14 protein-coding genes are annotated in these 15,563 nt (G+C 62.7%); 6 read left to right on the top strand and 8 right to left on the bottom strand.

The window, feature by feature from the left end; genetic code table 11:
• Positions 1 to 21: 21 nt before the first annotated feature.
• The 3 genes from ABOC32_RS03440 to ABOC32_RS03430 all read right to left on the bottom strand — a co-directional run bounded on the left by ABOC32_RS03440 (position 22) and on the right by ABOC32_RS03430 (position 4,956).
• A complete protein-coding gene (locus ABOC32_RS03440; protein ID WP_426810140.1) occupies positions 22 to 2,310 on the bottom strand; it encodes an ABC transporter permease subunit in 2,289 nt (762 codons plus the stop codon).
• 139 nt (positions 2,311 to 2,449) lie between these two features.
• On the bottom strand, positions 2,450 to 3,448 hold the full coding sequence (locus ABOC32_RS03435) for a phosphate ABC transporter substrate-binding protein PstS (RefSeq protein WP_086976579.1): 999 nt from the start codon (positions 3,446 to 3,448) through the stop codon (positions 2,450 to 2,452).
• 218 nt (positions 3,449 to 3,666) lie between these two features.
• The gene (locus ABOC32_RS03430; RefSeq protein ID WP_426810139.1) at positions 3,667 to 4,956 is read right to left on the bottom strand and encodes an MFS transporter; all 1,290 of its coding nucleotides are present in this window, start codon (positions 4,954 to 4,956) and stop codon (positions 3,667 to 3,669) included.
• 361 nt (positions 4,957 to 5,317) lie between these two features.
• On the opposite strand from ABOC32_RS03430, the gene ABOC32_RS03425 reads away from it, so the two are divergent.
• Both ABOC32_RS03425 and ABOC32_RS03420 read left to right on the top strand, forming a co-directional pair.
• On the top strand, positions 5,318 to 5,716 hold the full coding sequence (locus ABOC32_RS03425; protein WP_016489852.1) for an acyl-CoA thioesterase: 399 nt from the start codon (positions 5,318 to 5,320) through the stop codon (positions 5,714 to 5,716).
• A 71-nt stretch (positions 5,717 to 5,787) separates the two neighbouring features.
• On the top strand, positions 5,788 to 6,684 hold the full coding sequence (locus ABOC32_RS03420; protein WP_426810138.1) for a D-hexose-6-phosphate mutarotase: 897 nt from the start codon (positions 5,788 to 5,790) through the stop codon (positions 6,682 to 6,684).
• A gap of 124 nt (positions 6,685 to 6,808) precedes the next feature.
• Here ABOC32_RS03420 and ABOC32_RS03415 read toward each other — a convergent pair whose 3' ends face one another.
• The 5 genes from ABOC32_RS03415 to ABOC32_RS03395 all read right to left on the bottom strand — a co-directional run bounded on the left by ABOC32_RS03415 (position 6,809) and on the right by ABOC32_RS03395 (position 10,433).
• Positions 6,809 to 7,342, bottom strand: a complete 534-nt coding sequence (locus ABOC32_RS03415) for a DUF3299 domain-containing protein (RefSeq protein WP_161775560.1) — start codon at positions 7,340 to 7,342, stop codon at positions 6,809 to 6,811.
• Between the two features lie 48 nt (positions 7,343 to 7,390).
• Positions 7,391 to 7,636 carry a GlsB/YeaQ/YmgE family stress response membrane protein gene (locus ABOC32_RS03410; RefSeq protein WP_010955824.1) on the bottom strand — a complete coding sequence of 82 codons (246 nt, stop codon included), beginning with the start codon at positions 7,634 to 7,636 and terminating at the stop codon, positions 7,391 to 7,393.
• A 108-nt stretch (positions 7,637 to 7,744) separates the two neighbouring features.
• Positions 7,745 to 8,827 (bottom strand): 5-(carboxyamino)imidazole ribonucleotide synthase, encoded by a 1,083-nt coding sequence (locus ABOC32_RS03405; protein WP_016502259.1) that lies wholly within the window; start codon positions 8,825 to 8,827, stop codon positions 7,745 to 7,747.
• A gap of 10 nt (positions 8,828 to 8,837) precedes the next feature.
• Positions 8,838 to 9,329 (bottom strand): 5-(carboxyamino)imidazole ribonucleotide mutase, encoded by a 492-nt coding sequence (gene purE, locus ABOC32_RS03400; RefSeq protein ID WP_016489856.1) that lies wholly within the window; start codon positions 9,327 to 9,329, stop codon positions 8,838 to 8,840.
• Between the two features lie 171 nt (positions 9,330 to 9,500).
• Positions 9,501 to 10,433 (bottom strand): LysR substrate-binding domain-containing protein, encoded by a 933-nt coding sequence (locus tag ABOC32_RS03395; protein WP_176393858.1) that lies wholly within the window; start codon positions 10,431 to 10,433, stop codon positions 9,501 to 9,503.
• 182 nt (positions 10,434 to 10,615) lie between these two features.
• On the opposite strand from ABOC32_RS03395, the gene aspA reads away from it, so the two are divergent.
• The 4 genes from aspA to ABOC32_RS03375 all read left to right on the top strand — a co-directional run bounded on the left by aspA (position 10,616) and on the right by ABOC32_RS03375 (position 15,531).
• Positions 10,616 to 12,040: an aspartate ammonia-lyase gene (gene aspA, locus ABOC32_RS03390; protein ID WP_041168153.1), complete on the top strand. Its 1,425-nt coding sequence runs from the start codon at positions 10,616 to 10,618 to the stop codon at positions 12,038 to 12,040.
• Between the two features lie 181 nt (positions 12,041 to 12,221).
• Entirely contained in the window at positions 12,222 to 13,214 is a 993-nt protein-coding gene (locus ABOC32_RS03385; protein WP_043199864.1) for an AraC family transcriptional regulator, read from the top strand.
• A 170-nt stretch (positions 13,215 to 13,384) separates the two neighbouring features.
• Positions 13,385 to 14,428: a histone deacetylase family protein gene (locus tag ABOC32_RS03380; RefSeq protein WP_426810137.1), complete on the top strand. Its 1,044-nt coding sequence runs from the start codon at positions 13,385 to 13,387 to the stop codon at positions 14,426 to 14,428.
• Positions 14,428 to 15,531, top strand: coding sequence for a polyamine ABC transporter substrate-binding protein (locus ABOC32_RS03375; RefSeq protein WP_426810136.1), 1,104 nt, complete (start codon positions 14,428 to 14,430; stop codon positions 15,529 to 15,531). Before ABOC32_RS03380 ends, ABOC32_RS03375 begins: the two co-directional genes overlap by 1 nt.
• Positions 15,532 to 15,563: the final 32 nt, after the last annotated feature.

Raw genomic sequence — 15,563 nt, 5'->3', positions numbered from 1 at the left:
TCACGGATCGCTACCTTTCTATCAAAGCGACGAGTATTTCTTGCGCAGACGCTGGCGAATCAGCTCGGCCAAGGTGTTCATCACGAACGTGAACATCAGCAGCACCAGGGCGGCCAGGAACAGCACGCGATAGTGGCTGCCACCGACTTCCGATTCCGGCATTTCCACGGCCACATTGGCGGCCAGGGTGCGCATGCCCTCGAACAGGTTCATCTCCATCACCGGGGTGTTGCCGGTGGCCATCAGCACGATCATGGTCTCGCCCACCGCACGGCCCATGCCGATCATCAGCGCCGAGAAGATACCCGGGCTGGCGGTGAGGATGACCACGCGGGTCAGGGTCTGCCACGGCGTCGCACCCAGCGCCAGCGAGCCCAGGGTCAGGCTGCGCGGCACGCTGAACACGGCGTCTTCGGCAATGGAATAGATGTTAGGGATGACCGCAAAGCCCATGGCGATACCCACGACCAGGGCGTTGCGCTGGTCGTAGGTGATGCCGAGGTCGTTGGTGATCCACAGGCGCATGTCGCCGCCGAAGAACCAGCTTTCCAGGTGCGGGCTCATGGTCAGGGCGAACCAGCCGGTGAACAGGATGACCGGAATCAGGATCGCGGCTTCCCAGCCGTCTGGCACACGCAGGCGGATCGACTCTGGCAGGCGGCTCCAGGTGAAGCCTGCCAGCAGGATGCCCAGCGGCATCAGCAGGAACAGGCTGAACACGCCTGGCAGGTGGCCTTCGAGGTACGGGGCCAGGAACAGGCCGGCGAAGAAGCCGAGGATCACCGTCGGCATCGCTTCCATCAGCTCGATCACCGGCTTGACCTTGCGGCGCATGCCCGGGGCCATGAAATAGGCGGTGTAGATGGCGGCGGCAATGGCCAGCGGGGCGGCCAGGATCATCGCGTAGAACGCGGCTTTCAGCGTACCGAAGGTCAGCGGCGAAAGGCTCAGTTTGGGTTCGAAGTCGGTATTCGAAGCGGTCGACTGCCAGACGTATTTCGGTTCGTCGTAGTTCTCGTACCACACCTTGCCCCACAGCGCGCTGAAGGAAACCTCAGGGTGCGGGTTGCGCAGCCTCAGCGGCAGCAGCTTGCCGCCCTCTTCAATGATGATGCGGTTGGCACGCGGCGACAGGGCCAGAATGCCCGGGCCCTCGGCAGCCGGCTCGACCAGCAGGGTGCGGTGCGCGGTGCTGTGGAACACGCCCAGCTTGCCGTCGGCATCCAGGGCAATGAAGCCCTTGCGACGCTCTTCGGCGTCAATCTGCACCACCGGGGCCTTGCCCATCTGGAAGGTACGGATCTGCTTGAACCGCGATTCGCCGTCCGGGTCACGGGCCATGAACCACTGGGCCAGGCCACCTTTGGAGTCGCCGATGATCAGCGAAATGCCGCCGACCAACTGGGCGCTGGCGGTAATTTCGGTGTCAGCGCTTTCGGCCAGCTTGTAGCGGCCGTTGAGGCTCTTGTCACGCAGGCTGAACACATCGGCGGTGGCGCGGCCGTTGATCACGTAGAGCCACTGCTGACGCGGGTCGATGAAGATGTTCTTCACCGCCTCGGTCATCTGCGGCAGCACGATACGGTTCTGCTCGGTGGTGACCTCTTCGGTCATCATGTTTTCGGTGCGGGTCAGCTGCACCACCTGCAGGTGCGCGCCGGTGGACCCGGCCAGTACCAGGGTGTCGCCATTGACGTTGACGTTGACGTGCTCCAGCGCACGGCCCTGTTCGTCGAGCACGAACGGCTGCTCACCGTACGGGTAGTCGATGCCGGGGGTGATGGTTTTCTTGTTGTCCGGGTAGGTGATCTTGTAAGTGTGGTGGAACACCAGCGCCTGACCGTTGGACAAACCCAGCATCACCAACGGGCTACCCGGCTGGTCGGTACTGATCGAGGTGACCTGGGTATCTGCCGGCACTGGCAGATCGATGCGCTTGAGCTCGTTACCGGTCTTGGTATCGAAGAACAGTGCCTGGCCCTTGTCCGAAACTCGCATCCCCACCAGGTTCTGTTCTTCAAGTGCGATCAGCAGCGGCTTACCGGCATCCTGCTGCAGCCAGGTCGGCTCCAGGGCTTTTTTGCTGGTCAGCTCGGCGCCCTGGAACAGTGGCAACACCACATAGGCCAGGTAGAAGAAGATCAGGGTGATTGCCGCCAATACGGCAAGCCCGCCCACCAGTACATACCAGCGGGTCAGGCGGTCCTTCAGCGCACGCATGCGGCGCTTGCGTTGCAGCTCGGGCGTATTGAAATCAATGCGCACGGGCTGGGAGTTTTGGGTCATGTTGGAATTGGCCAGATCATTCATGCGCACACCCTAGCGGTCCCGTGTGACAAAAACATTACAAAGTGGTGACGCGCGAAAGCCCGCCGCACAGGGGACCTGGCTTCGGACTGGAAATTCGTGGAAGAGGCCGGGCATCAGCACCGGCCCCTTCTTCAGTTACTTACTTCTTTGCGACGTTACCCGCATGGGACAGGCCCAGGTCAGCCAGGGTCTTGTCGACGACTTTGGCTGGCAGCGGAATGTAACCATCTTTCACGACGACCTGCTGGCCAGCTTGCGACAGCACCAGCTTGACGAACTCGGCTTCCAGCGGGGCCAGAGGCTTGTTCGGGGCCTTGTTGACGTAGACGTAGAGGAAGCGCGACAGCGGGTATTTGCCGTTCAGGGCGTTTTCTTCGTTGTCTTCGATGTACTCGGTGCTGCCTTTCTTGGCCAGGGGAACAGTCTTGACGCTGGCGGTCTTGTAGCCGATACCCGAGTAGCCGATGCCGTTCAGCGAGCTGCTGATCGACTGCACGACCGAAGCCGAGCCAGGCTGTTCGTTCACGTTAGGCTTGAAGTCGCCTTTGCACAGGGCTTCTTCCTTGAAGTAGCCGTAGGTGCCCGATACCGAGTTACGGCCGAACAGCTGCACTGGCTTGTTGGCCAGGTCGCCGGTCACACCCAGGTCGCCCCAGGTTTTCACGTCTGCCTTGCCACCGCACAGGCGGGTGGAGGAGAAGACCGCGTCGACCTGCTCCATGGTCAGGCCTTTGATTGGGTTGTCCTTGTGCACGAACACGGCCAGGGCGTCGACGGCAACCGGGATGGCAGTCGGCTTGTAGCCGTACTTCTGCTCGAAGGCTTGCAGTTCGACATCCTTCATCTTGCGGCTCATCGGGCCGAGGTTGGCGGTGCCTTCGGTCAGCGCGGGTGGCGCGGTGGAAGAGCCGGCAGCCTGGATCTGGATGTTTACGTTCGGATATTCCTTCTTGTAGGCCTCGGCCCACAGCGTCATCAGGTTCGCCAGGGTGTCGGAGCCAACGCTGGAGAGGTTGCCCGAAACACCGGTGGTCTTGGTGTAAGTCGGGATCGCAGGATCGACAGCGGCTACCGCGTTGGCGGTTGCAACGCCAGCGGCGGCAAAGGTGAGGGCCGCCATCAAACGCTTCAGTTTCATGCCTTGCTCCTAGCAGGAATATTGGGGTGTTGGATGGAACGGGCCCAAGTATCGGCAGGCCGCATGAACACGATATGACTTCATTGTGACAATTGGATGAAAGGCCATCACTGTAGGCAGGTCTGGCCTCTTCGCGGGCATGCCCGCTCCCACAAGGTTCAGCACAGTCCCTGTGGGAGCGGGCGCGCCCGCGAAGAGGCCAGCAGCCTCGAAGCAGATCAGCGCTTGTTGGCGAGCAGGTAAAGCCCCACGGCCAGACCAACGGCGCACAGGCCTGCCACATAATAAGCAGGCGCCATCGGGCTCACCTTCAGCAGCGCGGTCACCACCATCGGTGTCAAACCACCGAAGATCGCGTAGGCCACGTTGTACGAGAACGACAGCCCGCTGAAACGCACCGCCGCCGGGAATGCCTTGACCATCACATAAGGCACCGCGCCGATCACGCCCACGCACAGGCCGGTCAGCGCGTACAGCGGGAACAGCAGCTCGGGCCGGGTTGGCAGGCTGTGGTAGAAGGTCCAGGAGCTGGCCAGCAGCAGCAGGCTGCCGATCACGAACACCCGGCCCGCACCAAAGCGGTCGGCCAGGCTGCCGGCGCCGATGCAGCCGAAGCTGAGCAGCACGATGGCCATGCTGTTGGCCTTGAGCGAGTCGATCGGGCTGATGTGGTAGAAGCTCTGCAGCAAAGCCGGGGTCATCAGGATGACCACCACGATGCCGGCCGACAGCAACCAGGTCAGCAGCATCGACAGGATGATCGGGCCTCGGTGGTCGCGCAGCACCGCGCGCAGTGGCAGCTCTTCGGCCAGCGCCTTGCGTTGCTGCATCTCGGCGAACACCGGGGTTTCATGCAGCCAGCGGCGCAGGTACACCGAGAACAGGCCGAACACACCGCCAAGCAGGAACGGAATACGCCAGGCGTAATCGGCCACTTCTTCAGCGCTGTACACGCTGTTGATCAGGGTTGCCACCAGCGAGCCCAGCAGAATGCCCGCCGTCAGGCCTGCGGTCAGGGTGCCGCAGGCGTAGCCGGTGTTGCGCGCAGGCACGTGTTCGGACACGAATACCCAGGCGCCCGGCACCTCGCCACCAATCGCCGCGCCCTGGATCACGCGCATCAGCAGCAGCAGGATCGGCGCCAACATGCCGATCTGGGCATAGGTTGGCAGCAGGCCCATGATCAGGGTCGGCAGGGCCATCATGAAGATGCTCAGGGTGAACATCTTCTTGCGCCCGAGCAGGTCACCGAAGTGGGCCATGATGATGCCGCCCAGCGGCCGCGCCAGGTAGCCGGCGGCGAAGATGCCGAACGTTTGCATCAGGCGCAGCCACTCGGGCATGTCGGCCGGGAAGAACAGCTTGCCGACCACGGTGGCGAAGAACACGAAGATGATGAAGTCGTAGAATTCCAGTGCGCCGCCCAAGGCGGACAGTGAAAGGGTCTTGTAGTCACTGCGGGTCAGCGGCCGCGGGGGCTGCTCGATACTGCTGGGCACGGAAGTCATCGCTCGTTGTTCTCTTTGTAGGGCATGCAGGCCGCTTGGTACGCGGCTTCTGGATTGGGAGACAGGCGAAGATAGCAAATTGCCGAGCCGCGCTGAAAGCGATACAAAAACCATACAGATATTCATGAATGCGCGGTCGTCGATGGCGGTTATGCTCTATATACTGGTGATTCGTAGGAAAAGGTTGCTGCCAGCGTGGGATGTTGTGCGAAAACGCCGGTCTTTATGTCAGACGGTTTCGCAGAGTTTCCCTACGGCCGTCCAGTGAAACGAAATCGGCGTAGTATGTTTCAAGCTGAATCGTTTACCCGGCCTTTGCGCCACACCAACGATAAGCGTCACGGGTCAGAGGCCCCATCGCATGATTGAGCTCGAACAAGAAGATCCAATCCCGCAAGGCGACCTGGCCTTGCAGATCACTGCACTCCCGCGCGAAACCAACGGGTTTGGCGACATCTTCGGCGGCTGGCTGGTTGCCCAGATGGACCTGGCCGGCACCGCAATGGCCAGCCGTGTCGCCGGTGGCCGTGTGGCGACCGTGGCCATCGAACGCATGGCCTTCCTGGTACCCGTCGCGGTGGGCGCACAGCTGTCGTTCTATACCCAGACCCTGGAAATCGGCCGCAGCTCGATCCAGATGATGGTCGAAGTGTGGAGCGACGACCCGCTGTCCAGTGAATGGCGCAAGGTTACCGAAGCGGCATTCGTCTTCGTTGCCATCGACGGCAGTGGCCGCACCCGCTCCGTGCCTCGTCGCTGAGCCACGCGGGCGGTAAACTCATTGCATGTGCCCGGGTCCAAGGCCCACTGGCAATCAATGAGACGAACGCAATGGCTACCTACCAGGTCGTAACCGAGCAACATGGCGAACTCAACTGCTGGCGTATCAGCAGCGACCGCGCCGAACTCCTGATCGCCCAGCAGGGCGCACAGATCCTCAGCTACCAGCGGGTCGGCGAACCGCCGCTGCTGTGGCTGAGCGACCAGGCCATCCTCCGCCAGGGCAAGTCGGTCCGCGCCGGTGTGCCGGTGTGCTGGCCGTGGTTCGGCAACCTGCAGCGCAACCCCCAGGCCGTTCAGGCCATGTACCACGGCGAGCAGGCGCCTGCCCACGGGCTGGCGCGCTCGCGTGACTGGCAGCTGCTGGGTATCGAGGAAGCGGGCAACGGCCTGCGCATCGAATTCGAACTGCCTGAGGCGCAGGGTGACCTGCCTGGCTGGCCCCATGACGTCGAGCTGAAACTGTTGGTGGAGCTGGGCGAGGCGCTAACGCTGAAGCTGACAAGCCGCAACATGGGCAATACCCCCGTGACCATCAGCCAGGCCCTGCACAGCTACTTCGCGGTCAGCGATGTGCGCCAGGCACGGGTCGAAGGCGTCGAGGGCCTGGGCTATATCGAAACCCTGGCGGACTGGGAACAGCGTCAGCAACAGGGAGCACTGGCGTTTGCCGGGGAGACAGACCGGATCTACCTCGACACCCCATCGCAACTGAGCATTGTCGACCCGCACTGGAACCGGCGGATTACCTTGACCAGCAGCGGGTCGCGCTCGGCGGTGATCTGGAACCCGTGGACCGAGCGGGCCAAGGAGCTGGCGGACATGGCTGATGATGGCTGGCAGCGGATGCTGTGCATCGAGACGGCGAATGTGTGGGATGACGTGGTGGAATTAAAGCCTGGCGCGAGCCATTCGCTGGGTGTGCAGATCGGTTGTCAAATGATCTGAGTTTTGCCGTGGTTTTGCGGGCCTCTTCGCGGGCACGCCCGCTCCCACAGGTACTGCACCCATTTCGAATGCGGTGCAGTACCTGTGGGAGCGGGTTTACCCGCGAAGAGGCCGGTGCAGGCAATCAGAGGTCTGCGTCCTCCACCACCCTCACCTTCCCCGCATCCAGCGCATAGGCCGCATCGGCCAGGTCATTGCTGACCTTTTCCACCTTCAGCTTGCCGCTGACCCACAGCGGTGTGTAGATGTCATCGATCTTCAACCCTTTCGGGTAGCGCACCAGCACCAGCTGGTTCGGCGGCGGTGGCGGCACATGGATGCATGCGCCCGGGTACGGCACCAGGAAAAACAGCGTGCTGTTGCCTTTGGCGTCGCTTTCCAGCGGCACCGGGTAGCCGCCCAGGCGAATGTCCTTGCCGTTCATGGCCGCCACGGTCTTGGTCGAATACATCACCGCTGGCAGGCCCTTGCTCTGCTTCAGCCCACCCTTGTCGGTAAAGGTGCCCATGGCTTCCGGCGAGTTGTGGTCGATTTCGGGCATTTGCTCCAGCGCCTTCTGGTCCGACTTTGGCATCAGCTCCAGCCAATCGGTTTCAGGCAGTTCGGCATGGGCCAGGGTACTGGCCAACAGCAGGGGGACGAGGAAAAAGGCACGCATGGCAATGCTCGGCAACTCGAATGAATTGCCGGGCATTCTAACCAGTATTCAGCGTTTCTTGATGAATCCGTAGATCACCAGAAGGACGACGGCGCCGACCAGCGCGCCAAAGAAGCCCGCCGCCTGCCCGGCCTGGTAGATGCCCAGAGCCTGGCCGCCGTAGGTGGCCAACAAGGAGCCGGCGATACCCAGCAGGATGGTCATGATCCAGCCCATGCTGTCGTCGCCCGGCTTGATGAAGCGGGCCAGCAGGCCGACGATGAGGCCGATGAAGATGGTTCCAATGATGCCCATGGCAATCCCTCTGCAGTGAATATGGAACAAGCCAAAGCCTAGACGGGCTTTGGCTTGTTGCCATGTTCAGAGGGCATGCCGCTTGCAGAAGTTCGATTTGCAGCCCGATCAGTTGCTGATCAGCGCCTCTACTTCGGCAATCTTGCGCTCGAGGGTGGCCATGTCATGGCAGCGCAGGGTGGCATGGCCAACCTTGCGCCCGACCTTGAAGGCCTTGCCGTAGTGGTGCAGGTGGCAGTCGCCGATGGCGACAACCTTGTCCACGGCCGGCACTTCACCGATGAAGTTGAGCATCGCGCTCTCGCCCACCTTGGCGGTCGAGCCCAGCGGCAGGCCGGCAACGGCGCGCAGGTGGTTCTCGAACTGGCTGCACTCGGCGCCTTCGATGGTCCAGTGCCCGGAGTTGTGCACGCGCGGGGCGATTTCATTGGCCTTCAGGCCACCGTCAACCTCGAAGAACTCGAAGGCCATCACGCCAACGTAGTCCAGCTTCTGCAACACACGGCCCACATAATCTTCGGCCAGGGCCTGCAGCGGGTGCGCCTGGCTGGCGACCGACAGGCGCAGGATGCCGCTTTCGTGGGTGTTGTGCACCAGCGGGTAGAAGCGGGTTTCGCCATCACGGGCACGCACGGCCACCAGCGACACTTCGCCGGTGAACGGCACGAAGCCTTCCAGCAGGCACGGCACGCTGCCCAGCTCGGCGAAGGTGCCTACCACGTCTTCTGGCGTGCGCAGCACCTTCTGGCCCTTGCCGTCGTAACCCAGGGTGCGGGTTTTCAGCACGGCCGGCAGGCCGATGCTGGCGACGGCAGCGTCCAGGTCTGCCTGGGAGAGGATGTCGGCGAAGGCCGGGGTCGGGATACCCAGGTCGCGGAACATGCTCTTTTCGAACAGGCGGTCGCGGGCGATGCGCAGCGCTTCGGCGCTTGGGTACACCGGCACGAACTGCGAAAGGAAGGCCACGGTCTCGGCCGGGACGCTTTCGAACTCGAAGGTGACCAGGTCGACTTCGTCGGCCAGCTGGCGCAGGTGGTCCTGGTCGCCGTAGTCGGCACGCAGGTGCTCGCCCAACGGCGCGGCACAGGCGTCCGGTGCCGGGTCGAGGAAGGCGAAGTTCATGCCCAGCGGGGTGCCCGCCAGGGCCAGCATGCGGCCCAGCTGGCCGCCACCGATTACACCGATCTTCATGGGTTGAGCCTCAAGCCTGGCGCGGGTCTGGGTTGTCCAGCACAGTGTCGGTCTGTTCCGTGCGGAACTGCTTGAGCGCCGCGTGGTACTGCGGGTACTTGGCGCCCAGGATGCTGGCGGACAGCAGCGCAGCGTTGATCGCACCGGCGCGGCCGATGGCCAGCGTGGCAACCGGCACGCCGGCTGGCATCTGCACGATCGACAGCAGCGAATCGACACCCGACAGCATCGACGACTGCACCGGCACGCCCAGCACCGGCAGGTGGGTCTTGGCGGCGCACATGCCTGGCAGGTGGGCTGCGCCACCGGCACCGGCGATGATCACTTCGATGCCGCGGCCTTCGGCCTCCTCGGCATACTGGAACAGCAGATCCGGGGTGCGGTGGGCAGAAACCACCTTCACTTCGTAGGGAATGCCGAGTTTTTCCAGCATATCGGCGGTGTGGCTAAGGGTGGACCAATCGGACTTGGAGCCCATGATCACGCCAACCAGTGCACTCATCGTCGAGCCTCTTCGCTTGTGCGCCCGCGGGCGCGTCAAAAAACAACAAGCCACGCGGGACGACCGGCGTGGCTTGTTTGCTGATCTGGACCGGACGCATCCGGTCGAAAGGCCGCGCAGTATACCGTAAGGTGGTGCGTTTAAGGCACCCCGGCGACCAACTGTCGGGCCTTATTTTTCGGGGCTTTGGCTGACTTTTGGGTCAACCGCCGCCGTACCCTCGAGCTTGCGCCACAACAGCCTGACGTTGGCCTTGCGCACCAGGGCGCAGCGGTACAGGCGAATTTCCAGTGGCACGTGCCACTGGCTGCCGCCGCACACGGCCAGCTCGCCCCGTTCCAGCTCGCCACGCATCGACAGGCGCGGTACCCAGGCGATACCCATTCCTTCCAGCGCCATGCTCTTGAGGCTGTCGGCCATGGCAGTTTCGTAGACGGTGGTATAGCGCAGGTTGCGCTGGCGTAGCAGCAAATTGACCGAGCGGCCCAGGAAGGCGCCAGCGGTATAGGCCAACAACGGCACGCTGCCCTCACCTTCCAGGTCGAACAACGGCTTGCCCTCGGCATCCACGGCGCACACCGGCAACATTTCGGTGTTGCCCATGTGCAGCGACGGGAAGATCTCGGCATCCATCTGCAGGGCCGCGTCCGGGTCATAAAAGGCCAGCATCAGGTCGCAGCCACCTTCGCGTAATGCATGCACGGCATCTCCGACGTTAGTCGCAACCAGGCGGGTGGCGATGTTCAAGCCGTCGTTGCGCAACTGGGCCACCCAACGGGGGAAAAAGCCCGATGCCAGGGAGTGTGCCGCAGCCACCTGCACCACCTCGCCCTGCCCGCCTTCAAGATGATGCAAATGGCGCAGAATTTCGCTCAACTGGTCTACAACAGTGCGCGCTGTGACAAGAAACAGCTGGCCGGCTTCGGTCAGTTCGATTGGCGTGCGGGAACGATTCACCAGTTGCAGCCCCAACGCCGCTTCAAGGCTGCGAATGCGCCGGCTGAAGGCCGGTTGGGTGACGAAACGCCGCTCTGCGGCCTGGGAAAAACTGCGGGTGGAAGCCAGCGCGCTGAAGTCTTCCAGCCATTTGCTTTCAAGGTTCACGAAGCACATCTCCCGGCGTGCACCAAAATGGAACACGCTCGAATGTCAATTGGCGTCACATGAAACACTATGCCGTTTGTGCATAGGTTAGCGTGCAACAGCATTGGCCGCAAAATCACCTTCAGGCCTAGGATTGGCGCCATTCCGGCATGTGCCGGGTCAAAATCGAGATGATATACATCATGTCCTCCGCTGCATCGTTCCGCGTCGAAAAAGATCTGTTGGGTACCCTTGAAGTTCCTGCTGATGCCTACTACGGCATCCAGACCCTGCGCGCTGCCAACAACTTCCACCTCTCCGGTGTTCCGCTGTCGCACTACCCGAAACTGGTAGTCGGCCTGGCGATGGTCAAGCAGGCAGCTGCTGACGCCAACCGTGAGCTGGGGCACTTGAGCGATGCCAAGCACGCCGCGATCAGCGCAGCCTGCGCACGACTGATCAAGGGCGACTACCACGAGCAGTTCGTGGTGGACATGATTCAAGGCGGTGCTGGTACCTCTACCAACATGAACGCCAACGAAGTCATCGCCAACATCGCGCTGGAGGCCATGGGCCACCAGAAGGGTGAGTACCAGTACCTGCACCCTAACAACGATGTGAACATGGCGCAGTCGACCAACGACGCCTACCCGACCGCTATCCGCCTGGGCCTGCTGCTGGGTCACGACGCCCTGCTGGCCAGCCTCGACAGCCTGATCCAGGCCTTCGCTGCCAAAGGTAAAGAGTTCGACCACGTACTGAAGATGGGCCGTACCCAGCTGCAGGACGCCGTGCCGATGACCCTGGGCCAGGAATTCCGCGCCTTCGCCACCACCATGACCGAAGACCTCAACCGTCTGCGTTCGCTGGCGCCTGAGCTGCTGACCGAAATCAACCTGGGCGGTACTGCCATCGGTACCGGCATCAACGCCGACCCGGGCTACCAGATGCTCGCCGTTCAGCGCCTGGCAACCATCAGCGGCCAACCGCTGGTACCAGCTGCCGACCTGATCGAAGCCACCTCCGACATGGGCGCCTTCGTGCTGTTCTCCGGCATGCTCAAGCGTACCGCAGTCAAGCTGTCGAAGATCTGCAACGACCTGCGCCTGCTGTCCAGCGGCCCGCGCACCGGCATCAACGAAATCAACCTGCCAGCGCGTCAGCCAGGCAGCTCGATCATGCCAGGCAAGGTCAACCCGGTTATCCCGGAAGCCGTCAACCAGGTCGCCTTCGCCATCATGGGCAACGACCTGGCCCTGACCGTCGCCGCCGAAGGTGGCCAGCTGCAGCTGAACGTGATGGAACCGCTGATCGCCTACAAGATCTTCGACTCGATCCGCCTGCTGCAACGCGCCATGGACATGCTGCGCGAGCACTGCATCGTCGGCATCACCGCCAACGAACAGCGCTGCCGTGAACTGGTCGAGCACTCGATCGGCCTGGTCACCGCCCTGAACCCGTACATCGGCTACGAAAACGCCACCCGTATCGCCCGCGTTGCCCTGGAAACCGGCCGCGGCGTACTGGAACTGGTGCGCGAAGAGAAGCTGCTGGACGAAGAGATGCTCAACGACATCCTGCGTCCGGAAAACATGATCGCTCCACGTCTGGTTCCGCTGAAGGCGTAACCCGGCCGCTGCAAACAGTCTCACCAGGTTAAGGGACTAGACACCTCTCAACCTTTCAAGGCCCGAGCGATTGCTTCGGGCCTTTTTTTTGCCTGCTGAATTGTGGGGCCGCAAAGCGGCACCCGGATATCGGCACACAACTTGCTCCATAATGCGTCCCAGCCCCCCGGGATTACCCAGCATGCTGCACAGTCACCTGACCACCCTCAACGCAGTTTCGCTGATCCTCAACGTCTTCCAGGCAGACGGTTGCGAGGCTTCGGCGCTGCTGGCCGGCAGCGGCATTGGCCCGGCAGACCTGGGGCACGCCGATGCACGCATCACCACCCAGCAGGAACTGCAAGTGTGCGCCAACGCCGTGGCCCGGCGCGAGGACATCGGCCTGGAACTGGGCCGGCGCATGCATGTGTCGTGCTACGGCATGCTCGGTTACGCCCTGCTCTCCAGTGCCACTTTGGGTGACGCCTTGCGCCTGGCGCTGCAATATCCGGCACTGCTGGGAACAGTCTTCAAGCTGCGCTTGCTCGACGATGGCCAGCGGGTGTGGTTCAGCGCCAGCGATTACCACGACAGCCCGGCGCTGAGCGCTTTCAACGCAGAGTTCTGCCTGGTATCGCTGAAAGTCATCTGCGACGACCTGCTCGGCCGCCCGCTGCCGCTGCTGGGCGCCCGCTTCGAACACCCACGGCCCGGCTACCACGCGCGCTATGCCGGTGCATTCCAGTGCCCGGTCGGTTTCGCCGCCGAGGACAACGCCTTTGCGTTCGAGCGGCGCTGGCTGGATACGCCGCTACCGTTGGCCGACCCGATTACCCACAAAGCCATGAGCGAACGCTGCCGGCGCCTGAACCTTGAGTTCACCGGCCGTCAGGCCTGGCTGGGGCGGATTCGCCAGCTGCTGGCGCAGCAACTGGATGCCGCGCCTGGGCTGGAAGGCCTGGCACGGCAGATGAACTGCTCCTCGCGCACCTTGCGCCGGCATTTGCAGGCGTTGGGCAGCAGTTATCAACAGCTGCTGGACGAACTGAGGTTCGAACGGGCCAAGCAACTGCTGGCCGATGAGCAGATGCCCATCTACCGCATTGCCGAAACGTTGGGGTTCAGCGAGACGGCCAGCTTCCGCCATGCGTTTCAGCGTTGGAGCGGCGTGGCGCCCAGCCATTTCCGCGGTTGACCTGTACTGGCCCTTTCGCGGGTGAACCCGCGAAAGGGCCAGTACAGGTCACCAACAATCCGGCCATAGAGCTTGGCCACATCGATCCCCTTTTGGCCGTATGCGTCGTTCTCCGCCACTGACCCGCCCATGACAATGGACCCACGCCAGTACCCACCCGGAGAACAACAATGCTGACGATCTATTCCGATGACCACCGCCTGCACCACGGCCGCTGCGAGCTGATCGACGGCAAGCTGATGCCCTGCTTCGAAATGCCTTCGCGCGCCGACCATGTGCTCGACCAGGTGAAAAAGCGCAACCTCGGCGACGTCCAGGGCCCGACCGACTTCGGCCGTGCGCCATTGCTGCGCATCCACAGCGCCGACTACCTGGATTTCTTCGAAGGCGCCTGGGCCCGCTGGGCGGCACTGGGTCACGAGGGTGACCTGCTGCCCTTCACCTGGCCCGCCCGCACGCTGCGTCAGGTCAAACCAACCGGCCTGCATGGCGAACTGGGTTACTACAGCTTCGACGCCGGCGCCTCCATCACCGCGGGTACCTGGCAGGCTGCCTACAGCGCTGCGCAAGTCGCCCTCACCGCCCAGGCAGCGATCCAGCAAGGCGCCCATTCGGCCTTCGCCCTGTGCCGTCCGCCAGGGCACCACGCCGCCGGTGAAGTGATGGGCGGCTACTGCTACCTGAACAACGCCGCCATCGCCGCCCAAGCATTCCTCGACCAGGGCAAGCGCAAAGTCGCCATCCTCGACGTCGACTACCACCACGGCAACGGCACCCAGGACATCTTTTACAGCCGCGACGACGTGTTCTTCGCCTCGATCCACGGAGACCCGCAGGCCGAATTCCCGTTCTTCCTGGGCTATGCCGACGAAACCGGCGAAGGTGCCGGTGAAGGCTACAACATCAACTATCCGTTGCCGGCCGGCAGCGACTGGCCCGCATGGAACGCCGCTCTGGAAGACGCCTGCCAGCGCATCGCCGACTATGACGCCGATGTGCTGGTGATCTCGCTGGGTGTGGACACTTTCAAGGACGACCCCATCTCCCAGTTCAAGCTGGACAGCCCGGACTACCTGGAAATGGGCAAGCGCATTGGCCAGCTCGGCAAGCCGACCCTGTTCGTGATGGAAGGCGGCTACGCTGTGGAAGAAATCGGTATCAACGCGGTCAATGTGCTGGAAGGCTTCCAGCGCGCCCAGCCAGGAGCCCGGTAATGGTCCAACTCAAGCGTCTGCTCGCCCCGTTCATCGCTGCCACCCTGTTCACCGGCGCCCTGCAAGCCCAGGCCGAGCAGCGCACCTTGCGTGTGTATAACTGGTTCGATTACATCACCCCGCAGACCTTGACCGACTTCCAGAAGGACAGCGGCGTCAAACTGATCTATGACATCTTCGACACCAACGAAGCGCTGGAGGCCAAGCTGCTCACCGGCAACTCCGGCTACGACGTGGTGGTGCCGTCCAACGTGTTCCTCGCCAAGCAGATCGAGGCCGGGGTATTCCAGCCGCTGGATCGCAGCAAGCTGCCGAACTGGCAACACCTGGACCCGGCGCTGATGAAGCTGATCGAGGCCAACGACCCGGGCAACAAGTTTGCCGTGCCCTACATGTACGGCACCGTGCTGATCGGCTTCAACCCGGCCAAGGTCAAGGCTGCGCTCGGCGACAATGCGCCGGTGGACAGCTGGGACCTGATCTTCAAGGAAGAGAACATCGCCAAGCTCAAGCAGTGCGGCGTGGCCCTGCTCGACTCGCCTTCGGAGATTCTGCCGCTGGCCCTGCAGTACCTGGGCTTGCCACCGAACAGTGACAAACCGGCCGACTACAAGAAGGCCGAGGCGCTGATGCTGAAGATTCGCCCGTACATCACCTACTTCCACTCCTCGAAGTACATGGCAGACATCGCCAATGGCGATATCTGCGTGGCGGTGGGCTATAGCGGCAGCTTCTCGCAGGCCGCCAACCGCGCCCGCGAAGCCAAGAACGACGTGGTTGTGGACATGCGACTGCCCAAGGAAGGCGCGCCGATCTGGTTCGACATGCTGGCGATTCCGAAGAATGCGGCCAACCCGGAGGACGCCCATACGTTCATCAATTACCTGCTGCGGCCAGAGGTGATTGCGCCGATCAGCGACTTTGTCGGGTACCCCAACCCGAACAAGGATGCGACCGACAAGGTGAACCCGGCAATACGCAACAACCCCAACCTGTACCCGACGGCGGAGGCGATGGCCAAGCTGTACACCCTCAAGCCATTGGCGCGGGATGCAGAGCGGGCCAGGACCCGGGCCTGGACGCGGATCAAATCCGGCACCTGATGTAGAGCCGGGGCTGCTTTGCAGCCCAATCG

Source organism: Pseudomonas sp. WOUb67, assembly GCF_050058005.1.
Classification (GTDB): Bacteria; Pseudomonadota; Gammaproteobacteria; order Pseudomonadales; family Pseudomonadaceae; genus Aquipseudomonas; species Aquipseudomonas putida_R.
This window is presented reverse-complemented; position numbering and strand designations above follow the sequence as displayed.